This window comes from Cohnella sp. SGD-V74 (genome assembly GCF_003001675.1).
Lineage (GTDB): Bacteria > Bacillota > Bacilli > Paenibacillales > Paenibacillaceae > Cohnella.
Map to the genome: position 1 here is coordinate 263870 of NZ_PVYW01000009.1, position 22437 is coordinate 286306.

The 22437-nt window shown below is 54.8% G+C and carries 13 protein-coding genes, 1 tRNA gene and 1 pseudogene; 10 read left to right on the forward strand and 5 right to left on the reverse strand.

Going from position 1 to position 22437, the window contains the following annotated elements:
- Window positions 1–40 precede the first annotated feature (40 nt).
- The gene (locus tag B0G52_RS15850) at window positions 41–814 is read right to left on the reverse strand and encodes an IclR family transcriptional regulator (RefSeq protein WP_233162703.1); all 774 of its coding nucleotides are present in this window, start codon (window positions 812–814) and stop codon (window positions 41–43) included.
- 372 nt (window positions 815–1186) lie between these two features.
- Here B0G52_RS15850 and B0G52_RS15855 point away from each other — a divergent pair, with 372 nt between their 5' ends.
- The 4 genes from B0G52_RS15855 to B0G52_RS15870 all read left to right on the forward strand — a co-directional run bounded on the left by B0G52_RS15855 (window position 1187) and on the right by B0G52_RS15870 (window position 10749).
- A complete protein-coding gene (locus B0G52_RS15855) occupies window positions 1187–3298 on the forward strand; it encodes a hypothetical protein (protein ID WP_143762572.1) in 2112 nt (703 codons plus the stop codon).
- A gap of 12 nt (window positions 3299–3310) precedes the next feature.
- A complete protein-coding gene (locus B0G52_RS15860; RefSeq protein WP_094045974.1) occupies window positions 3311–5380 on the forward strand; it encodes an OmpL47-type beta-barrel domain-containing protein in 2070 nt (689 codons plus the stop codon).
- Window positions 5381–5565: 185 nt separating this feature from the next.
- Window positions 5566–6126: a flavodoxin family protein gene (locus B0G52_RS15865; protein ID WP_094045976.1), complete on the forward strand. Its 561-nt coding sequence runs from the start codon at window positions 5566–5568 to the stop codon at window positions 6124–6126.
- A 99-nt stretch (window positions 6127–6225) separates the two neighbouring features.
- A complete protein-coding gene (locus B0G52_RS15870) occupies window positions 6226–10749 on the forward strand; it encodes a DUF7948 domain-containing protein (RefSeq protein ID WP_158223731.1) in 4524 nt (1507 codons plus the stop codon).
- Between the two features lie 30 nt (window positions 10750–10779).
- On the opposite strand, the gene B0G52_RS15875 is transcribed toward B0G52_RS15870, so the two are convergent.
- Window positions 10780–12885 carry a catalase gene (locus B0G52_RS15875; RefSeq protein ID WP_094045980.1) on the reverse strand — a complete coding sequence of 702 codons (2106 nt, stop codon included), beginning with the start codon at window positions 12883–12885 and terminating at the stop codon, window positions 10780–10782.
- A 211-nt stretch (window positions 12886–13096) separates the two neighbouring features.
- On the opposite strand from B0G52_RS15875, the gene B0G52_RS15880 reads away from it, so the two are divergent.
- From B0G52_RS15880 to B0G52_RS15895, 4 genes are all read left to right on the forward strand, one after another.
- On the forward strand, window positions 13097–13291 hold the full coding sequence (locus B0G52_RS15880) for a GapA-binding peptide SR1P (RefSeq protein ID WP_094045982.1): 195 nt from the start codon (window positions 13097–13099) through the stop codon (window positions 13289–13291).
- Window positions 13281–15992, forward strand: a complete 2712-nt coding sequence (ppdK, locus tag B0G52_RS15885) for a pyruvate, phosphate dikinase (protein ID WP_094045984.1) — start codon at window positions 13281–13283, stop codon at window positions 15990–15992. Before B0G52_RS15880 ends, ppdK begins: the two co-directional genes overlap by 11 nt.
- A 34-nt stretch (window positions 15993–16026) precedes the next feature.
- A complete protein-coding gene (locus tag B0G52_RS15890) occupies window positions 16027–16677 on the forward strand; it encodes a helix-turn-helix transcriptional regulator (RefSeq protein ID WP_094045986.1) in 651 nt (216 codons plus the stop codon).
- A 114-nt stretch (window positions 16678–16791) separates the two neighbouring features.
- Window positions 16792–16879: transfer RNA gene (locus tag B0G52_RS15895), tRNA-Leu, on the forward strand.
- Window positions 16880–16921: 42 nt separating this feature from the next.
- Here the strand turns inward: B0G52_RS15895 and B0G52_RS15900 are convergent.
- Together B0G52_RS15900 and B0G52_RS15905 are read right to left on the reverse strand one after the other, a co-directional pair.
- Complete coding sequence (locus B0G52_RS15900) at window positions 16922–18151, reverse strand: site-specific integrase (protein WP_094045988.1); 1230 nt, start codon at window positions 18149–18151, stop codon at window positions 16922–16924.
- Window positions 18152–18228: 77 nt separating this feature from the next.
- Window positions 18229–18498, reverse strand: coding sequence for a helix-turn-helix domain-containing protein (locus B0G52_RS15905; protein WP_094045990.1), 270 nt, complete (start codon window positions 18496–18498; stop codon window positions 18229–18231).
- Window positions 18499–18846: 348 nt separating this feature from the next.
- On the opposite strand from B0G52_RS15905, the gene B0G52_RS15910 reads away from it, so the two are divergent.
- Together B0G52_RS15910 and B0G52_RS36200 are read left to right on the forward strand one after the other, a co-directional pair.
- On the forward strand, window positions 18847–20331 hold the full coding sequence (locus B0G52_RS15910; RefSeq protein WP_094045992.1) for a competence protein CoiA: 1485 nt from the start codon (window positions 18847–18849) through the stop codon (window positions 20329–20331).
- Window positions 20332–20431: 100 nt separating this feature from the next.
- Window positions 20432–20566: pseudogene (locus B0G52_RS36200) on the forward strand (chromosome condensation regulator); the annotation flags it as partial.
- A 5-nt stretch (window positions 20567–20571) separates the two neighbouring features.
- On the opposite strand, the gene B0G52_RS15920 reads toward B0G52_RS36200, so the two are convergent.
- Window positions 20572–21915, reverse strand: coding sequence for an RNA-binding domain-containing protein (locus B0G52_RS15920; RefSeq protein WP_094045994.1), 1344 nt, complete (start codon window positions 21913–21915; stop codon window positions 20572–20574).
- Window positions 21916–22437: the final 522 nt, after the last annotated feature.

Here is a 22437-nt window from a genome sequence, read left to right on the forward strand (position 1 = left end):
GCCAACTGGAGAGTGGTCATCCGGTTGGCCTGGAGGTCGATCAGTTTTGGTGTCCGTACACTTTCATGCTCAGTTCTTCGCAAGCCCGCTTGATCCAGTCGTGGACTTTGCCCCACACTTCGCCGGTAATCCGGACGACCGGAATCGAGATGCTGACCGATGCGACCGTACGTCCGTCGGCGTCATGGATCGGTCCCGCGACGCAGTGGACGCCGTCCACGGTCTCGCCCATGTTGTAGCCGAATCCTTGGGAGCGCACTTTGTTCAGCTCCTTGATCAGATCCTGGAACGTGGAGATTGTCTTGTCGGTCACTTTCTCCAGCTCGTCGTGAGGGTAGAGGGCCCGCAGTTCGTCCATCGACATGTCGGCCAGCATGATCTTGCCGGAGGCCGTGGCGTGCAGCGGCAAAGTCGTCCCGACGTTCGGATTGAACCGGAGCGCTTGCGTGCTTACTTTCTCCCCGATATAGAGCAGATCGCTTCCCACCTTAATGGCCAGGCTGGTCGTCTCGTTCAGGTCGTCGATGATTTTCTCCGCGATTAAATTAAACTCTCCGGTTAAGCTCGAGCTGCGCATGTAGCCGGACCGAATCGTGAACAGCTTGTAGCCGATGCGGAATTGCTTGCCGGAGCGATCCGTCTCCAGGTAGCCCCTGTGGAGCATGTTCTGGAGAATCAGATAGGTGCTGCTCGGCGGCATGTTCAAGCCTTTGGAAATCTCCGTGAGATTATACGAATCCTTCTCGCCGGTAAAGAGCTCGAATATATCCAATACCCGGTCTGCTGACTTGACTTTTGGCGTTTGTTGTCCCATGCAGATAACACCCTTCTTGAAATTAGTTCACCAATATGAAACATAACCTCATATTACCGTACTCCCGCCAACTTGTCGATAGCACTATCGAGTTTTGTTATCCAGAATATTCCTGTCCTATTTTCATAACCGACTATTCCTTATATAAAAAAGTATTCATAAACATGAAAATTATAGTTTTATATATATGAAATACATGCTATAATGTGAAAGAATTAAACAAAATTTACTAGAGTGACAAGCAGGTTGCCGACATCGGGAGAGGAGGGAACTCGCGAAACGTTTCTAGTGTTGTATGCGTTTACATCGCGGTGCTGCCCAGTTGAGGATGGGGTTGGGAAAGACATCAATTTGACGGGAGTGAGTTCGATTATGCGTAAACGTTATGGGTATGCCATGCTTGTCGCTTGTCTGCTGCTGACGATGGCGTCGAACGCGTTCGCCAATTCGGGAACGGGCGCTTCGACGTCCGGAACTTGGACGCTGTCGCAGTTGACCGATCTGAGCGCCAAGCTCGGCACGGAAATCGGACAGACGAGCCGGCCGCAGCTGCTCGCGTACCTGCAGCAGGTGAAGAGCGACGCGGATGCCGCGATCGCTGCTCCGGGGCTGTCGAATGACGAAGGCCTGGCGACGAAAGAAAGATTGGAATATGCGCTGCAACTGGCGAAGGATGCGGGACAAGCTTCCGGAGTATGGACGGATACGCCGTTTATCGTCTACGGCGTTCCGGCGCTGAGCCCCGAGAAGCGGCTGCCGAATACGATTCCGACCGACGGCGCGATTACCGATCAGATTCGGGTCGTGTCGGCTCAAGGGGATTACGAAGCGTCTTCGTTCGTCCTCGTTCCGCTTGCAGACGCGGCTTCGGTCACGTTTACGGCCAACGATCTGCAAGGGACCGCGGGAACGATACAGGCGGACGCGGTCGATCTGCGCGTCGTCAAGACGTGGTATCAGGGCGGTACGGCTTGGCAGAGCTATTTCTTCGACGATACGAAGGACATGCTGACGCCCGAGCTGCTGCTTCACGACGAGAACCTGGTGAAGGTCGACCATCAGACGAAGCGCAACTCCGTTCGCGTCGACTATCCCTCGGGCTCGCAGTACGTGGACATCTCCGGCAGCCCGCCGGCGGCGTTCTCATCTTACACCGCTCCGGTCGAAGACAGTCCGGTGCTGCTGCCGATCGAGCTGAAGCAAGGCGAATCAAAGCAGATGTGGATCACGACGAAGGTGCCGAGCGGCACGCCGGAAGGCATCTACACCGGAACGATCGACATTGCGGCGAACGGGGTTCCCGCCGGACAGATCACGCTGAAAATCCGCGTGCTTCCGTTCGAGCTGCCGTCTCCGAAAACGTATTACGATCTCGACAAAGATTTCTACACGATGATCTATCATAACTCCCGCATGAAGGACGCGCTCACGGGTTTTGGCGGCGACGTGCAGAAAGCGGAGACGAGGCTTCTCAACCAATATCGCAATCTGGTCGAGCACAACGTCATCAACCTGCCGACGAACGCCGCCATTGACGTCAATAATCCTCAAGTCTATCTCCGCCAGCTGGAGCTGATGGAAGAAGCCGGTATGGATTTGAATCCGCTGTTCGGAGTCGGCCCGCTGTTCCCATCCAACGAAGACTATTCGATCTGGGGGCAGTACCTGCAAGCCAAAGCGGCTTACGAAGCGAATCCGACGCCTCAGAACCTGGCGCTCATGGAGCAGCGCTACGCCGCCTATGAGCAGACGCTGGTAGCGCCGAAAGCGTATACCCAGCAAGCGTTCGACATCGTTACGCAGGCGCTCGGTCATACGAACGTGTACTTCGACGCTTGGGACGAAGCGGAATGGCCGCGGTTGCTGTGGCAGCAGGAAATGTGGAGATACGTCAAGGAGGACATCGGCGCCAAAATTTTCGCGACCGGACACGACGATCACTTCAATCTCGAGATCAAGGAGGACTTCCTGAACTGGGTCGGAGACCCGACTCGCGAGAAGTCGGGAGCCTGGCACGCGATGGGCGAGGACAAGATCATTACGAACTACGCCCACCCGCACTCCGGTCCGGAAAATCCCGACTTGATGCGCCAGCGTCACGGCATGTGGCTGTACAAGGCCAATTACGACGCGGTCTACAATTATATCTGGTATTTCGAAAGCCAGTACGTCAACCCGTGGGCGGATTACGTGGACGCGACCTACCGGGCGTTCGGCTTCGTCTATCCGACGCAGTCGGACGTGATCGATACGATGGCGTGGGAAGGCTTCCGCGAAGGCATCGACGACATCCGCTACGCGACGAAGCTGAAGCAGGTAGCTGAAGACGCATTGAACTCGGGTAATTCGGCGCGCATCGCAGCCGCCAACAAAGCGCTGAACTGGCTGGAGACGACGGACGAGCGCAAGACGAACTCGGATCTGCTTCGCCTTGGCATCATCGACCATATCATGAAGCTGCTCGATCTGGAAAACGGGAACTAGGAGGGTATGCCCATGTTGAGAAAAGCCAAGCGATATGCGCTGCTGCTGGCGGCGCTGCTCCTTGCGGCCACGTCTTTCCCGCATGCGTATGCGGAGGCGAACGCCCCCAAGGTGAGCTATGAAGTCGTCTACACGACCGAGGACTTATCCACGCCGACGGCCTGGTATAACAGCGACTTCTTCGACAATCCGGATTATAAGGAAAATCGCTTCGTGCAGTATTGGTGGGAGACGCCGATCGAGCCGGGCGGACCGCGCGATACCGGCCTGTACGCGGCGTATCGCGAGGACGGCGTCTATATTTTCTTCCAATCGAACGAGCAGGAGCTGGATACGAACGGCGTGTTGAAAAACAGCTCGATCGAGCTGTTCGTCAAATACGGGCTGGGCGATCTGCCGTACCACCAAATGATTTTCGAGACGAACGGAAGCGCCGTGAACTATTACGAATGGCAGACGGAATATCGCGATAACTTGCCGCTCAAGGGCAACGCGGTGCTGACCAACGAGCAGATTCCTACGGGCTGGGGCAGCGTGCTGTACATCCCTTGGAAAGCCGCTTACAAGTACGTGCCGCTTGACGGCGAAGATTGGGAGTTCGCGATGATCCGCTGGTCGCCTTCGCATTCTCCCACGTGGGGAGGCAAGGTGCACCAGGTTGGACGGTTTAACACGTTCGACATCGAAGAACCGTCGCCGGCCGTGCGCACGGCGATTCAGAAGAACGTGATCCAGCAAGCCTGGCAGTCGTTCAACGCGTCGGTGTCCGAGCTGCAGGCCGAGTGGTTAAACGGCGACGCGGACGACGCGAATTTCTACAACACGCTCGTGCTGCCGCTGATCGCGCAAGGGCAGGCGAACGGCAGCCAGATCCCGAATCTGAACAGCTTGAGCGCAGCAGAGATCGACGAATTGTACGCGCATATCGACGGCTGGTTCGAGATTAAACGCGATGCCGAGGACAAGCGGGCCGCCTACATCCTGGACAAGCTGTTCGATGAGGGCGGCAGCGGCCAGCCGCCGGAAACTTCGCTTGCGCTGCAGCCGGAGCAGCCGGACGGCGAGAACGGCTGGTATGTCTCCGAGGTAACGGTCAGCCTGGAGGCGATCGGGGGAAGCGGCGGCGGCTTCACGGAATACCGTCTGGGCGGCGGTGAGTGGACGGCGTATAGCGGACCGTTCGCGATCTCGGCGGACGGCGTTCATACGCTGGAATACCGGAGCGTCGATTCGGCTGGCAATGCGGAAGAAGCGAAGCAGACGGTCGTGTCGGTCGACCGGACCGCGCCGACGGCGACGGTCGCTTACAGCACAACAGATCCGACTTCGGGAACGGTGACGGCGACGATAACGCCGAGCGAAGCGGTGACGATTGCGAACAACGAAGGCGCGGACAGCTACGAGTTCTTGTATAATGGAAGCTTCACCTTCGAATTGGTCGACGCCGCGGGCAATGCGGGCACGGCGACGGCAACGGTAAGCAATATCGCGTCGAGCAGCACCGGCGTTCCCGGTAAGCCGGTTCTGTCCGATAACAACGGGCACGATACCGGCCTGATGGACGGGGACTACGACATCACGATGAACCTGTGGTGGGGCAACAACGGCCGGATCTACAAGCTGTACGAGAACGGCGTGCTGATCGATACGAAGCTTCTTGCCGATCAGGCGCCGCAAGCGCAGTCTGCGGTGACTTCGATATCCGGCAAGGAGAACGGCACTTATGTGTACTACGCGGAGCTGATCAACGAGTTCGGCACGACGACAAGCGATACGCGGACGGTCACCGTATCGCACGGGCTGCCGGCCAAGCCGGTGCTGTCGAGCAACAACTGGGACGGCGACGGCAACTACGACATTCAGATGAACCTGTGGTGGGGCATAAACGGTACGACTTATCGGCTGTACGAAAACGAGGTTCTGATCGCGGAGGTGCCGCTCACGGCGCAGTCGCCGCAAGCGCAGTCGGCCGTCGTGCCGGTCAGCGGCAAGGCGATCGGCACATACGAGTACCGCGGCGAGCTGGTGAACGCCGGCGGCGCGACTTCGAGCGACACGATTATCGTGCAGGTGACGAAATAACCGGGCTTTGAGCCCGGCGGCGGCAGCCGGTTCGGGGCAAGCTTCATTTGCTCCGGGCCGGTTGCTTTTTTCCAAGGGAAGAAAGCCCTGAAGCCTCTGTTGACAATTTCCAAATTATGCGTAGAATGGGCTGAAACGGTCTGTCTGCGCTATTTTTACGACCAATTGGAAGGGGAATTTGCAGGATGAGCGAATCAGTCAAGTCCATCGCCGTCATTTACGGCGGAACGCGGGACGAAGGGAATACGGAGATGCTGGCGGAGCAAGCCGTCGCGGGGCTGGCCGTCGAACGGATCTATTTGAGGGACTATCGCATTCGGGCGATCGAAGACCGGCGCCATGCTCCCGGAGGCTTCCGGGAAGTGGACGACGATTATAACGCGATTATCGACCGGGTGCTTCCGCACGACGTTCTGGTGTTCGCGACGCCGATCTATTGGTACGGGATGACCGGCGTGATGAAAAACTTCGTCGACCGCTGGTCGCAGACGCTAAGGGACGCAGACCGCCCTCAGTTCCGGGGGCGGATGAGAGCGAAGACGGCCTATGTGATTGCGGTGGGAGGGGACGAGCCCCGGCTGAAGGGACTGCCTCTCGTGAAGCAGTTTCAGCACATTTTCGAGTTTTTCGGCATGAAGTACGGCGGCTACATTCTGGGAGAGGCCAATCAGCCCGGCGAGATCGCGGGCGACAAGATTGCTTGCTACCAGGCGCAGCGGCTGCGGGCCGAGCTGCACGAACGATAGAATCTCCCGACGCCGCAGCGGTTGTTGCCGGAGTCTGGTTACACCTTCCGGACATTGGATTCATAACATGGATAAATGTCTTGGAAGGGAGCTAAACATGTGACCGTTCTTAAGGAAGCAGGCTTGAACTACGGAGCGCTGCCGCTTCTGTTCGTCCGGAACGAAGGGCAATTCGAGCCTGAAGTTCGTTATTGCGCTCAAGGCAAAGGATTCAGATGCGTATTCGAGGCGCAGCGAATGACGCTGGCGCTGATCGCTGCGGATCGTTCCGATGCGCCGGATGCTTCCGGCGCTCAAGGGGTCGTGCTCGAATGGAAGTTCGCGGACGCGAATCCTTCGGCCGAGCCGCAGGGGGCGAAGGAGGGCGGCGCGCGATTCCATTATTTGAAGGGCGGAGATCCGAGTCATCATCTTCGCGATGTGCCCGCCTATCGGGAAGTGGCGTATCCGGACATCTGGCCGGGCATCGATGCCGTCGTCCGCGGAAGCGCGGGCAAGCTGAAGTTCGACTGGATCGTGAAGCCCGGCGCCGGAGCCGGGGACATCCGGCTTTGCTTCGCCGGGGCGGAGGAAGTGCGGATTGACGAGGACGGTTCGCTGGTGCTCGGAACGCCGCACGGAGACTTGATAGACGAGAAGCCGGTCGCTTATCAGGAAATCGAAGGCCGGACGACGGAGGTGGAATGCCGATACGTCGTCCATGCCCGTGAGGACGGAAGCTGGCTTATCGGTTACGAGACGACGACGCTGTACGACCGTTCGCATCCGCTCGTCATCGACCCCAGCATCCTCTATTCGACGTTCCTCGGAGGCAGCGGCATCGAAACCGGAAGAAGGATCGAGGCGGACGATGCCGGCAACGCCTACGTGCTGGGTACGACGACCTCGGCGAATTTCCCCGTTACGCCGGGTGCTTTCCAGTCGAGGCTCTCCGGAGAGGAAGATCTGTTCGTTGCGAAGCTGAACCCCACCGGCACTGCGCTGATCTATTCGACGTACATCGGGGGGAGCGGCAGGGAGATCGCCAACGGGATCGCGCTCGATCCGTCGGGCCAGGTCTATATTACGGGCACTACCTTTTCGAGCGACTATCCGACGACGCCGGGGGCGTTCCAGCCGGCGCCCAGCTCCGCCAGAGCCCACGCCTTCGTGACCAAGCTGAGCGCAGACGGAAGTACGCTCGTCTATTCCACCTTGCTGGGCGGAACCGGAGGAGACAGCGGGCTGGCGATCGCGCTCGGCTTTTCGGGCGAAGCTTACGTGGCCGGGCAGACGGATTCGTCCGATTTTCCAGTGACGCCCGGCGCGCTGATTATGACAAACGTAGGCGAGGTTCCGACGGGCTTCGTCACGAAGCTGAACGCCGGCGGATCGGGGCTCGTGTATTCCACGTATCTCGGCGGGCAGGGCGGGACGTCGAACTGCAACGGCATCGCCGTCGACCCGTCCGGCAACGCCTATATCGCGGGGCAGACGGTCGCGCCGGATTTTCCGACGACTCCCGGCGCTTACCAGACCTCGCTCCAGGGCGACATCGACGCCTTTATCACCAAGCTGAATCCGAGCGGCACGGCGCTCGTCTACTCCACGATTCTCGGCTCGACGCTTAACGACGACGCGGAGGCTATCGCCATCGACGACGCCGGCAACGCCTATGTGACGGGCACGACGACGTCGCCCGATTTCCCGGTGACTCCGGGCGCCTTCGCGACGCCGCTGGGCATTCGCCGGATCTTCGTCACAAAGCTGAATCCGACCGGTTCGACGCTGATCTATTCGGCGCTGATCGGCGGCAACGGCTCCAATACGCCTTTCGACATGACGATCAACTCGGCCCGCTCGATTCTCGTTACGGGCACGACGACGTCGACGGACTATCCGGTGACGCCCGATGCGTTCCAGCACTCTCGGCTCGGAGGCAACGACGCTTTCGTGACCGTGCTGAATCCGACGGGATCTTTCCTCGAATATTCGACCTATTTGGGCGGCACCGGCGCAAGCGACGATGGCTACGGCATCGCGGTAGACCCGTCCGACAACATTTACGTGACCGGCGTGACGTTCTCGGCCGATTTTCCAGTGACGCCGGGCGTCGTCCAGCCTTTTCGCAACAGCATTGACGCGTTCGTTACGAAGTTCGGCGAGGCCGCCGAGCTGTTCCTGGAGAAGTTCGCCGACCGCTTCGAGGTCCGGCCGGGCGAGCATGTCCGATTTCATATCTTCCTTCGCAACGGTCCCGTTCCGTTATCCAACGTCTTCGTCCACGACACGCTGACGGGCCTTTTTCAAGTCATTCCCGAGCTGCCGCCGTTCCAGGGTTTCGGCTTCGACACCGATTTCTTCGTTCCCCCCGACCATCCGTCCGGCATCTTGGTCAATGTCGTGTTCGCCAAGGCGGATCAGCTTCCGGGCGAAATTATCGCCGAAGCTCATCTGCTCGTCGTCAACGATCCGGCGCTGTCGATCGCGAAGACGGCCAATCCGCGCGCGGGCGTGCCCGGCGCGACGATCGTCTATACGATCACGATCGTTAACGAAGGCAACGTCGACTTGTTTAACGTCCGGGTATTCGATCCGACGATCGGACTCGATCAGTCGTTCGCGAACATTCCGGTCGGCGGCACCGTTATTATCGACTGGCCGTTCGTCATTCCCCCGAACGCGCAAGCCGGCCTGACGATCCCGAATGTCGTCGAGGTTCGGGCGGACAATTTGCCGCAGCCGGAATCGGTGGGAACGATCGTCGAAGTATTGCCGGCGCCGCGGCTCGAGATTGAGAAGAGCGCGGATCGGATCGTCGTCTTCCCCGGAGAGACGCTCAATTTCTCGATTACGCTGACGAATACGGGCAATACGGAGCTGACGAACATCGAGGTGACCGACGACATCGTCGGCTTCGACGAGGTCGTTCCCAGGCTAGGGATCGGGGAGCAGAGGGTGCTGACGATTCCGTTCCTCGTGCCTCTGGAAGTGCCGCCGAGAGTGTATACGAACTTGGCCGTGGCGACAAGCGACCAGGCGCCGCAAGTGTCCGACAGCGTCGACGTGACGGTGGCCGCCTCCCCGGATATCGGCATTCGCAAGCTGGTCAGCACGACGGTCGCCTCTCCCGGACAGAGCTACACGTATACGCTCGTCCTGAACAATATCGGGAACGTGCCGATTACGGGAATCCGGATCGTCGATCCGCTGCTGGGCGTCGACGAGGCGCTTCCGGATTTGGCGGTAGGCGAAAGATTCGAACGTTCGATTCCGTTCACGGTTCCGGCCGACGCTCTGATCGGATCGGACATTGTCAACGAGCTGATCGTTCAGACGGCGGAGGCGGGAACCCAGCGCGTGGAGGCGACGGTGACGGTGATCGGCTTTGGTCTGTCGCTGCAGAAGACGGCGGACCGGCCGCTCGCGCTTCCGGGAGAGACGATCACCTATACGCTGACGGTAGGGAATTTGAGAGATTTCGAACAGACGAATATCGTTCTCGAGGACGCGCTGCTCGGCATCGGGGAGACGGTGCCGAGCCTGCCGATCGGAGGCACGATCGTGAGGGCGGGAACGTTCGTCGTACCGTTGGACGCGCCGGGCGGAAGCGTGATTACGAACGAATTCGCGGTAAGCTCCGATCAGACGCCGGTTCAACGGACGCAAGCCAAAGTCGTCGTCCGTCCGGCAGCGGATCAGACGACGACGTTGACGGTGCGCAAGCTTCCCGACCGGGACGTGACCGCGCCGGGGGAAACGATACGCTATACAGTGGAAATCAAAAACGTCGGCGTCAATCCGGCCACGAACGTAACGGTTAACGATTCGCTGACCGGCACGGCGATTCTCATTCCGGTCATCCTGCCGGGAGAGACGGAAATCGCGTTGTTCGCGTTCGACGTGCCGACAACGGCGGTGCAGGGGACGGTATTCTCCAACCGGGTGACGGTAGACTGGCTGGAGAGGCCCGCAGACGCTTTCCCGGCGACGAGCGAAGCCCGCGTGCTGTTGGCCCTTCCCGCGACGCTGGTCGAAATCCAAAACGAAGTGCAGCCGGAGACGGCGAAGCCCGGAGATACGGTGACGAAGACGATCCGGGTTACGAACGCTTCCGACCGCATCCTGACGAACGTGCGCGTCATCGATCTGCTCGTTCGCTTCAACACAAGGATTGCCGCGCTGGCGCCGGGAGAATCTCGCGAGTTCGCGCTGCCGTTCACGATTCCGGCCGACGCGGTCGGGGGAACGGAGTTCCGCAACAACGTCGCGGTGTTCTCGGATCAGACGCCGCTGCAGCAGGGAGCGGTGTTCATCGAGACGCAGACGCTGCCCGGCGCCGTGCTCGCGGAGACGGTCAACCGCCCGGAAGGACGTCCCGGCGAGACGGTGTTCTTCACGGTCCGTTTCGGCAATACGGGCAACGTCGTGCTGCTCAATCTGAGGCTGACGGCGCCGCTGATCGGGATCGACTTCCGTACCGATCGCTTCGAGATCGAAGCGAACGAGACGATTCGCATTCCGTTCGAGCTGCCGGATGTGGAGGAGGATCTGGTGCTGGTCAGCCCGGCGACGTTGACCGCGGATAACCTGGGAACGCTGCGCGCCTCCGCTTCCGTTCGCGTCCTTGTGGAAGAGGAGTGAGGGCGGGCTTCGCGGCTCTCGCCGGAGAGCCTACACGTTCCTGTTCCAATGGCGGTGCTGCGCGATGGCGTCGATGACGGAGCTGTGGAACGCTTCGGCGTTCGCTGCTCCGTCTTGAAGCAATACGCCTGGCGGCAACTCAGCGCTGCCGGCGGTTGCGCCTGCCGGGATCGCCTTGGCGGCCGCGAGCAGTTCCGCTCCCTCGCCGACGGCGACGATCGTTTTGTAGTGCAGATACGCTTCCCGGACGAAATCGACGGCAGCGGCTTCGGCCAGAAGCTCCTGCACGCCGGAGCGTCCGCCGGCGACGTAGACGGCGTCGTACAGCACCGACGCCGCCGTAAGCAGCGACTGCTGCGGTTCCGTCATCGTCCCGTCGTCCGCCTGCACCGGAGCCAGCGTCGCGCTGACGATGTCCGCGGCCGCCTGCGCTCCGGTCAGCGCCGAGATCAGGCCGTTCACCTCGCTCGCGGCGAAGCCGGTCCCGACGAGCACCGCGACTTTGCGCGTCGCGGCCGACTTGACCGTGTTCAGCATACTGAGCGCCGGGGACACGTGCTTGGGCTGCGCGGCGACGCCCTTGGTCGCCGTCGCTCCGATTCCGGCTGCGATTCGCTCGGCAAGATCTTCCGCGACGTGACTGAACACGTCGACGACGCGCTGGCGCAGCTCTTTGGACATCACCTTGCCAAGCTCGAAGCGGAACGCATCGACGATCAGCTTCTGCTCCGGCGGTGACATGCTGTGCCAGAACATGGCAGCCTGGCTGTAATGGTCCTCGAAGCTGTCGCTCCTCGCCTTGATTTTCCTTCCGTCCACTTTCTCCTCGTAATGGCGGTATCCGCCTTCGTTCGAAGGAACCGGCTGCGGGCTGCCCCCGGCCAGGCTGTTCCGGTGATAGCTCGTCTGTCCCGGATTGATCGTCATTCGGTGCATCCCGTCCCGCTGGTTGTTATGTACGGGCGCGATCGGCCTGTTGATCGGAATTTCCGCGAAGTTCGGCCCGCCGAGCCTTAATAGCTGGGTATCGGTGTAGGAGAACAGCCGGCCTTGCAGCAGCGGATCGTTGGTGAAGTCGATGCCGGGAACGATATGGCCGACATGGAACGCGACCTGTTCGGTCTCGGCGAAGAAGTTGTCGGTATTGCGGTTAAGCGTCAGCTTGCCGACGATTCGGACCGGGACGAGCTCCTCCGGCCACAGCTTCGTGGAGTCGAGAATGTCGAAGTCGAAGCTGAACTCGTCTTCCTCTTTCAGGATTTGCACGCCCAGCTCGTACTCCGGGTAGTTCCCCTGCTCGATCGCGTTCCACAAATCCCTCCGGTTGAAGTCGGGGTCCTTGCCCGCCACCTTCTGCGTCTCGTCCCAGACGAAAGAGTGCACGCCCAGCTTCGGTTTCCAATGGAACTTGACGAAGTGTCCCTTGCCCGCCTCGTTGACGAAGCGGAACGTATGCACGCCGAACCCCTCCATCATGCGAAAACTGCGGGGCAGCGCCCGCGCCGACATGACCCACATGATCATATGGGCGGTCTCCGTATTCGAAACGACGAAATCCCAGAACGTATCGTGGGCGGAAGAGGCTTGCGGAATCTCGTTCGGAGGTTCCGGCTTGACCGCGTGGACGAAGTCGGGAAACTTGACGGCGTCCTGGATGAAAAATACCGGCATATTGTTGCCGACAAGATCGTAGTTGCCTTCCTCGGTATAAAATTTGACGGCGAAGCCCCGCACGTCCCGCACCGTATCCGCGGAGCCGCGAGAGCCGGCGACGGTGGAGAAGCGGACGAAGACGGGCGTTCTGGCGGAGGTGTCGGTCAGAAACTTGGCTTTGGTGAACTCGGCGAGAGATTCGTACAGCTCGAAGAAGCCGTGCGCGCCGAAGCCTCTCGCATGAACGACCCTTTCGGGTATCCGCTCGTGATCAAAGTGCGTCATTTTCTCCCGAAAATGAAAATCCTCCATAATCGTCGGCCCTCTCGGACCGATTTTCAAAGAGTGCTCGTCATCCTCCACCTTCAACCCTTGATTCGTCGTCAGCGGCTGCCCTTCGTCGTGAACCCGGTAATGATCAAGTTGGCGCTGCTTCGCGTTTTCGTCCGCCGGACGGGCCGCTTCGTCTTTTTTCTCATGCATGGGCGATCGCTCCTGTCTTGGAAATTTACGGTTAGGATTCCCCTTTGCGCGCCTATTATCCGAAGCCGGTTCGCTCTTGGATTTCAGGTTCCACTGTGTTTTAATATGAGTCATAAATAAAAAAATAGATCAAATTATGAGTATTATATATTGATTATATCTCTTTAATGACGTATATTAGGGAATATCTTAAACCAATGAGGTGGTCCGAATGGCGCAATTGGCTCATCAAGATGGCGTAATAGCTGCCGGAACAACCCCCAACGATCTTGGGATCGTGCTGTGCAAATACTGCTTGGACATGATCGGCACGCTGCCGACGAACGGATTCAAGAAGCTATACGGCGTATGCGACAACGAGAAATGCCAATGCGAGAATCGGAAGGAGAACGGTCATGGGCGTTAAGCAAGTATTCGATTTCCACGAAGGCGATGCCGGCATGAAAAGCATTCTGGGAGGCAAGGGCGCCCATCTCGCCGAGATGACGCGCGCGGGGCTGCAGGTGCCTCCAGGCTTTACGATCTCGACCGCGGCCTGCCTGACCTACTTCCAGGAGGGGCTGTCCGATGCGCTGTGGCAGGAAACGCTGTCCGCTCTTCGCAGGCTCGAGGAGCGCAAAGGCCAGCGGCTCGGGGACGCGCAAGACCCGCTGCTCGTCTCGGTCCGTTCCGGCTCCGTCACCTCGATGCCGGGGATGATGGATACGCTGCTCAACCTGGGGCTGAACGACGAGACGGTGCAGGGCTTGGCCCGGCAGACCGGCAACGACAGATTCGCGTACGACTGCTACCGCAGGCTGCTGCAGATGTTCGGCGAGGTCGTTCTGGGCATCGAGGCGTTCCGCTTCGAGAAAATATTGAGCCGGATCAAGACGGCCCGAGGCGCGGAGACGGATCAGCAGTTGTCGGCGGACGACTTGCGGGAGCTGATCGGGGAGTACAAGAGCTGTATTGCGGCCAGGGCCGACAGGCCGTTTCCCGAGGATGCGCGCGAGCAGCTTCGGATGGCGATCGAGGCGGTGTTCCGCTCCTGGCACAATCCCCGCGCGAAGTTTTATCGTCAGTTGAATCGGATTCCCGACGACCAGGGGACGGCGGTGAACGTTCAGAGCATGGTGTTCGGCAACCTGGGCGGCGATTGCGGCACGGGCGTCGTCTTTACGAGAAATCCTTCTACCGGAGAGAAGGAGCTGTACGGCGAATACTTGATCGACGCGCAAGGGGAGGACGTGGTCGCAGGTTCGAGGACGCCTCAGCCGGTCGCTTCGCTTCACGTCGATATGCCGGAGACGTATGAGGAACTGGCGCAGGTCGCGGAGCGGCTGGAGCGGCATTATAAGGATATGCAGGACATCGAATTTACGGTGGAAAAAGGCAAGCTCTACATTTTGCAGACGAGAAACGGGAAACGGAACGCGCAAGCGGCGGTCAAAATCGCGGTCGACCTGGCAGAGGATGGCGTTATTACGAAGGAAGAGGCGCTGCAGCGCATCGAAACGTCGCATCTCGATCAACTGCTGCATCGCGGCATCGACGAGCGGGAAGTGACGGTGGTGCTGGCGACGGGGCTTCCGGCTTCGCCGGGGGCGGCTGCCGGGCGCGTGGTTTTCGATGCGGACGTCGCCGCCGCGTGGAGCAAGGACGGAATCAAGGTGCTGCTCGTCCGGCCGGAGACGACGCCGGAGGACATTCACGGCGTGTTGGTGTCCGAAGGCATCGTCACGAGCCGCGGCGGCATGACGAGCCACGCCGCGGTCGTCGCCAGAGGAATGGGCAAGCCGTGCGTATGCGGCTGCGAAGGCATCTCGATCGACGAGGAGCAAGGGCGGATGACGATCGGTTCGCGGATCGTGCGCGAAGGGGACTGGCTGACGATCGACGGAGCCAGCGGACGCGTCCTGGGCGGACAAGTTCCGCTGCGCGAAGCCGAAATGACGGAAGAGCTGAACGAACTGCTGGGCTGGGCGGACGAGATTCGCACGCTGGAAGTGCGGGCGAACGCCGACAATCCGGAGGACGCGCGGACGGGAAGGCGGTTCGGCGCTCAGGGCATCGGTCTGTGCCGGACGGAGCATATGTTTTTCGCGCCGGACCGTCTTCCGGTCGTGCAGCGGATGATCCTGGCCGACGGAGAAGCCGAGCGGGGGAAGGCGCTGGCCGAGCTGCTTCCGATGCAGCAGATCGACTTCGAGGGCATGTTCGAGCAGATGAACGGCCTTCCGGTGACGATCCGGCTGCTGGACCCTCCGCTGCATGAATTTCTTCCTCAGGAGAAGGAACTGCTGAGACGGTTGGAGGAGCTTGGGGAAGAGTCGGCCGCGTTGGGGGAAGCGGAGAGAGCCGAGAAGAAGACGCTTGCGGCGACACTGCGCAAGGTAAGGTCGCTGGCCGAGGTGAACCCGATGCTCGGCTTGCGGGGATGCCGGCTCGGCCTCGTCCATCCCGAAATCTACGACATGCAGACCGAGGCGATCTTCCGGGCGGCTTCCCGCTGCGCGGAGCGCGGAATTTCGGTACTGTTGGAGATCATGGTGCCGCTTGTCGGCCATGCGAATGAGCTTGCGCTGCTGCGGGGCCGCATTGACCTCGCCGCACGCCGTGTGGCGGAAGAGGAAGGAGGGCGGGAGATCGCGTACCGGGTCGGCACGATGATCGAGGTGCCTCGTGCGGCGCTGACCGCGGGCCAGATTGCCCGGCATGCCGACTTCTTCTCCTTCGGCACGAATGACCTGACCCAGATGACGTACGGCTACAGCCGCGACGACGCGGAAGGGAAATTCCTGACCCACTACCTCGATCATAAGCTTCTGCCGGTTAACCCGTTCCAGTCGCTGGATACGGACGGCGTCGGCAAGCTGATCGAATGGGGCGTCGCTGCGGGCCGGGCCGAGAAGCCGGAGCTGAAGACGGGCATCTGCGGGGAGCACGGCGGCGACAAGGACTCGATTTTCTTCTGCCACCGCGTCGGACTGAACTATGTGAGCTGTTCGCCGTTCCGCTTGCCGATGGCGCGAATCGCCGCGGCCCAGGCGGCGATCGTGTACGGATGCCCGCAGCCGAACGCTGCGAAATCTGCGGACCCCGTTCCTTCGGCGCGCGCGGTTTGATAATATAGAGGGATGAAGGTTAGACGAGGGGGCTATTGCCATCGAACTGACATCCCGTCAACAGCAAATTTTGAAGATCGTCGAGGAGGGACAGCCGATCTCCGGCGAGCTGATCGCCGAGCGGCTGAACTCGACGCGGCCCATGATCCGTTCGGACCTGGCCATGCTGGTCATGCTTCATTATTTGGAAGCCAAGCCCAAGGTGGGATACACCTTGGGCAGCGGCTTTGTACATAGCAAAGGAGCATCATCGGAGCGACTGCAGGGGATGAAGGTGCGGGACTATCAATCCGCGCCGGTCGTCATCTCCGAAACCGCGACCGTAGGAGACGCGGTCGTCTCGCTGTTTCTGGAGGATGTAGGCACGCTGTTCGTCAGCGATGCGGACGGCTGTCTGGCCGGCGTCGTGTCCCGCAAGGATCTGCTGCGGATCACGCTGGGCAACGCCGCCGCTCCGTCGATGCCGATCAGCCTGGTCATGACCCGCCAGCCGAACATTCATACGATCGCACCGGACGATCCGCTGCTTAGCGCGGCGAGCAAAATGATCTCCTATGAAGTGGACAGCCTGCCGGTCGTCCAAGCGGCGTCGAGTGCCGCGGGCGATCCGCACAAGGTCGAGGTGGTCGGCCGAATCACGAAGACGACGATTACGAAAGCGCTGCTGGAGCTGGCGTTGGAATAGCTTAGCATCGGCCATTTGATTTGTTTTAAATTTATTTTGGAAATACGCTTGACCCATGCAGGTTGTCCGTGATAGTATATTAAACGTTGACGCCAAACAACATGCAACACAAATGCGGTCGTGGCGGAATTGGCAGACGCGCACGGTTCAGGTCCGTGTGGGCTAATACCCCGTGGAGGTTCGAGTCCTCTCGACCGCACCATACCTTATAATGAACAAGCTCTTGAATTGTCCTTGCGACGGTTCAGGGGCTTTTTTGCGTGGTTGGGATTTGTAAGGTGTTACTCATGACCTGCGCTGACGAAACCTTAGAGTTGTAATCCATATGAGCATAAATATTAGCCGTCGTGGAGTAATAGCTATGCCCGAGCCATTCCTGGATTTCTTTCAAGCTTATACCGTTTGCGAGCAACAAGCTCACGCAACTGTGGCGAAGATCGTGGAAACGAATATGCCTAAGCCCGTGTTTTTGAAGAACAATCGGAAAATGTTGTGTGATATATCCAGGCTTGATTCGATCTCCCAGCTTGTTCACGTAGATGTACTCTTCATATTTGTAGCAATAGGAGTCTTTGAACAAGGCACGATTTTGTTGTTCTTCTTCCCACAGCCGTTTCAAAAGTTTTAAAAAGGCAGGTACGAGCGGCAGAGTACGATAACTCGATTTATTTTTTGCACGATCCTTCTCTACAATGATCTGTCTCCCTTCATACGATATGGAAGTGACGGTGTGACGAATGGAAATGGTCTGATGCTGAAAATTGATAGCGCTCCACTTTAATCCGACAATTTCGCTCCGTCTGAGGCCATAGAACGAGGCCAAATACACTGCCAATTCAACAGGATCGTCCTTTACTGCTTCGAATAGCTGATTAAGTTCGTCGTTCGTGTAGTAGCTTCCCACAAACTGTTGTTTCTTAGGCCGCTCAACCTTATCTGCCGGATTGGAAGGAATCATATCCATCCGAAAGGCATGTTGCAACGCCTGACGAATATTCGCATGATACTTCTGAGCAGTGTGGGCAGTGATCTTGTACTTGTTCAGGACAAACAGATAGAAGTCTTGCAAATGCTTCGCTTGAAGTTCTTCTAGCAAAATCCCCTTTTCTTTGAAATAAGGAACAATTTTGCCCTCCACATTAAAACAATAGGCCGCATGAGTTGTTATTTCAACTTGATACTTCATCATGTAAAGCCATTCCAACATGAAATCTGCGAACAGAATACCGGCTGGATTTTCTTCATCCGGTGTTGCTTCTTCCTTAACTGATGACGCTACTTCCTCCTCAACGGATACAGCAGGAATTTCAAAATTCTTTCGTGCTTCTTGCAGCATACCCTCTGCTCTTTTCTTGTTGCCCTTTGTAGGCAATCCTGTTGCAATCCACTTGGTTTTTCGCTTACCCTCTTCATCTTTGTAGTTCAGAACAATATAGTAATTGCCTTTCTTTTCTTGTAGGTGGCCTGCTACCATTTCGTATCCCTCCCAGGATAGCAGCCCTGACTTCCTACCATCGACACTTTCATTATAACAACGTAATCAAAAAGGATTCAAAGCTGTAAAGTGTCGTGATCGCGCGGTGTGCCAAGGGCCATGATTTCCCGTAAATAATCGATGATGCTCAGCTTCGGGATTTTATAGAAGCGACCGATGCGAAAATGGGCAATGCGACCGGACTGGAGTAACTTGCGGCCTGTTTTGGTACTGATACCGCCTAACATAGTACACATTTGTTCGACAGTTACGACATCGGGCATAGCCTGAAATAGAAGCTGATAAGGGGCAGTTTCAACAATAGATTGATTTTCATCATCCGGCATAGGTGATCTCCTTAGTAAATACCAAAGTACATAGAGATTCAGAAATATCCCTCTACTGTCCGTTTCATTTTTTCGATGAAATCGGACGTTTCCAAGAAAAAAGTTTTTCCATGTACACTGACAACACTTTCTGAAAAATAAAGTCTTAGACCGTTGCTATTGACATTGAACTAACGTTATCCGTTTAAGACTAAGTTTTTCTCAATGACATTCTCCTGAATCGGCTACAGTTCAGTCGAAAGTCTATTACTATCGCTATTTTGCGTTGCATGCATAAGGAGTCGTCGCTTATTCAAAAATGCTATGGTTAATGTATAATAGATTTATTGGAGGAGTGTGGGAGCTCGTATGCTGCGTTCTCGGAGTGTTTATGGTATTGATCTTTATGCCTACAGTTGTGATGAAGAATCGGCCAGACATCTTTCTAAATTAAACGAATTGCTCTGTCCAAGCTGTAACAATCCGGTCCTTTATAAAAAGGGGGAGAAGGTGTCCGCCCACTTCGCTCACAAAAGGATGGAATGTGTAGTAAATACGCATGAGCCCGAGACAGAAGCGCATATAAAAGGAAAACAACTTCTGTTTGGGTGGCTTAAGCGTGAGTTCCCTGATGCAAACATTGAGTTGGAGGTCTATATCCCTGCAACTCAACAAATAGCAGATATTTTGGTCGAGCATCTTTTGGATAATCTTGCCGGCCAAAAGTGGGCTTTTGAATTCCAGCATAGCCCTTTATCTGAGGCAAGCTGGAGTGAGCGACATCAGCTTTACCAGAAAGCAGGTATTCACGATTTTTGGATTATGGATGCGGATATTTACCTAAAATATTCAAAATCCGTTGAACATGCGCGATTATTCCGTGAACCGTTAGAATCTGCCTACAATCATGCCGGATTATGCTACTATTTGGACATCAACACATCAATGCTTACTATTGACTGTAACTTTATGAATTCGACCTATCGGTATCCAGGTAAACCAAAAGCAAAACCATGGAGTTACAAGCATCATAGCCCTATAGCACATTCCACACCTTTAGAGAGTACAGAATTTATATGGCTGAAGGATTACCACTACGCCGCTCTGAGCTTTCCTGCGATTGATGACAAGGTTACTGAACGTGTTGAGCGCCAATATCAGAAATTCTGGTATGAGGAACAATTAAAACAAAAACAATTGATTGACGATCGATTAGCTCTAATTGAGAAATATTCCACTGAAAATCGAGACGAGAGGTTTTCACGCTTGTTCATGGGTGTTTTGGCTAAGAACCGATCAACAGTGGTGGAAGATATTCTATCCATGGATCCCGCTGCAATTGTTTATAAATACGAGTCTTTTGTCGAAAAAGTGGACACTTTCCTTAAAGAGCATCACTCAATTCGGGGACAATCCGACTTACAGTCGAAAGTCATCGCTGAAATGTCGCCATTTTATAGTCAATACCCTAATCTAGAGCCCAATTTTATCGACGCGCAAGGAATGGAGTTATATGATTTTGAGTTCTTAAATGACATCGCTGGTAGCTTCACTGATTTCTTGGTAGATCGTTATAGCGATAAGCTAATGACTGCATGGACTGTGTTTGGCAATTACGACAATGAGTTGTCGAAGCTTGCAGGGTACAATCCCAAGTACATATCGAAGCGACTAGCTGATGTAAGATACTTCTTGAAGCCGCGCGGCGAAGTGACCAAAGAGGAAATAGCATCCAGATTTGTACGATGTGACTCTGTAGAAGAAGCTGAAGAGCTGATGTGTCGTATAAAAATCGAGGTGATCGAAGAGATTGAGAACCCTTCTTGGTTAAGGGAATTGGAAGAAAAAGATTAGAATCAAGTGGGAGACACAAGAAAAGAAGGCCCCCTTTGTGTCTGGCCTTCTTTTTAACGGATATTTACGAAGTGTCCCGCCCGCGAATAAGAGGGGGGGATCTGTACGTGATGATGAATACGGTCAATGTGATGTAAGCGACTGGCGCGATATTGTGGCGGTCGAGTCTGGTAATATTCATAAGGCGACAAACATGGGAAATTCTCATACCATCGGACTTAGATCGGACGGTACATGTTATTAAATTTCTCTTCTAGACGTTAATTCAATTTGCATTTCATGAACCTTAAGTTTTCTCTTTCCACCGTCAGTTTTAATAAATACCTCATCTTTACCCGTAGAAAAAAAGTATTCATAAGAATATGGATGAACATTAACTTCGATGATGTATCTATTCTCTATAAGTTTCATATTATCATCATAAACGTCAACTAATGAAATTGAATAAACTTGACTTGGTACAGGAGGGGATATTTGAGAAAGCTTGTTGACCACATCTCGTTTTAATTTATCTCTTTCTCTATATTCAAGCCTGACTCCCACAACAGTCCTATCATCACTAATACCCCATAAAATTTTTCCGATTTTATTTCTCTTAACATTTAGGTATGCTACAACATATTGATCCACACTACTAATAATAGAATCAATTGGATTTATTCCTTTAACTTCTTTAAATTCCATATCAATGTTCTCTTCGAATTCAACTTTGGAATTTATCACGTATTGAACTAAATTATTTTTGTTATTAAGGGAGTTTGAAAGTTGGTTTTTAATGAATAAATCAGAATCCCAAAAATCATAATTGAATCCATGTTTACTTCTCTTGCTGCTATCGCTGTAATTTGTTTCATGGAGTATTTCAATGGACTGTTTCAATTGTAAAGACTCTAAGTGGTAACTGCTCATAACTAGAATTATTTGTATATCCCTTGATATTGAGTCCAATAAACTCAATAGAAGTGAAAATGAATAAGAATCAAGTAAACCTCCAAAATCATCAATTAAGATTAGCTTTTTCTTATCTTCTAATGCAAAAGACAATAGTCCCAGTAACTTTAGAATGTATCTTTCTCCACCAGAGTTTATTAGATATGCATTTTTTACTTTTGTTTGCTCAACTCGATTAATTATATTCAGCAAAAATTGCATTGCATCATTATCAAGCTTCAATTGGAAAAGATGTTTCTTCACAAGGTCTATATCAAAATTTAATAAATTATTTTCATGACTTATAATTATTGGCTCATACTCACCTATATCAATTTTTCTTAGTTGGGATATTCTATCGTTAGAAACACTACGTGTGTGATTCTCTAAAAATAACTTGCCGTCTGAAGAACTCCTTATCACTTCAATTTGACTATCATGTAGCTTAAAACTCAATGAAATATGCATATCTTCTTTAGCGGATGAATTAATAGTTTTAATGGAATGTCTGCCATAAAAAACAGACAAAATAGCACCTAATAATTGTGTTTTCCCAGATCCATTTCTACCCACAATAAAAGAAATATTTTTATTAAAGTTCATTTCAAAAGTTTTAAATGGTCCGAAGTTGTTAATCATTATTTTTTCTAGCATAAGATCTCCCTCTTCTCCAAAAATAAATTGAAAACAAAGATGACCTTCCGTTCATGCTATGTTAGACAATGTATGTTGGCTTCTTGGTGTTCTGATTCTGACGTAAAAGGAATTTTGGATTACTACATACCATAATCATACCATCAACTTGGAATAAATTTTTGTCCTCATTTGAGATAAGGCACGAATGATCTTCAACTATTTTACTCGTTCTTAATACTGTTTCTAGCTGATGCTATATTTTCTCAGCCTACGAGTTTAATGGTTCAGTTACTCTTAACAGTAGTTCCTTTAATAAACCGTCGCAGTATCGAACTCTCTATTTCGAGTTTGGTACTGCGTTTTTTATGTCCGATTTTTTTGAAAGAAGGGTCCGGTTTGACTTCAAAAATGAAACGGATGGTAGAGGGACACGACCTCGACCGTTCTTTGACAATTACATAACCACTCATCCGGTACGTTCCCCGCATGCCTTGAATATTTCGGAGCCATAGAGCCATTGAGTTAATGAGTGAGAGCCAC

Coding starts and splice junctions, on each gene's coding strand:
- B0G52_RS15850 (WP_233162703.1), bottom strand. CDS start 814: ATGGGACAACAAACGCCAAAAGTCAAGTCAGCAGACCGGGTATTGGAT.
- B0G52_RS15910 (WP_094045992.1), top strand. CDS start 18,847: ATGCTGCGTTCTCGGAGTGTTTATGGTATTGATCTTTATGCCTACAGT.
- B0G52_RS15855 (WP_143762572.1), top strand. CDS start 1,187: ATGCGTAAACGTTATGGGTATGCCATGCTTGTCGCTTGTCTGCTGCTG.
- B0G52_RS15880 (WP_094045982.1), top strand. CDS start 13,097: ATGGCGCAATTGGCTCATCAAGATGGCGTAATAGCTGCCGGAACAACC.
- B0G52_RS15865 (WP_094045976.1), top strand. CDS start 5,566: ATGAGCGAATCAGTCAAGTCCATCGCCGTCATTTACGGCGGAACGCGG.
- B0G52_RS15905 (WP_094045990.1), bottom strand. CDS start 18,498: ATGCCGGATGATGAAAATCAATCTATTGTTGAAACTGCCCCTTATCAG.
- B0G52_RS15860 (WP_094045974.1), top strand. CDS start 3,311: ATGTTGAGAAAAGCCAAGCGATATGCGCTGCTGCTGGCGGCGCTGCTC.
- B0G52_RS15900 (WP_094045988.1), bottom strand. CDS start 18,151: ATGGTAGCAGGCCACCTACAAGAAAAGAAAGGCAATTACTATATTGTT.
- B0G52_RS15920 (WP_094045994.1), bottom strand. CDS start 21,915: ATGCTAGAAAAAATAATGATTAACAACTTCGGACCATTTAAAACTTTT.
- ppdK (WP_094045984.1), top strand. CDS start 13,281: ATGGGCGTTAAGCAAGTATTCGATTTCCACGAAGGCGATGCCGGCATG.
- B0G52_RS15875 (WP_094045980.1), bottom strand. CDS start 12,885: ATGCATGAGAAAAAAGACGAAGCGGCCCGTCCGGCGGACGAAAACGCG.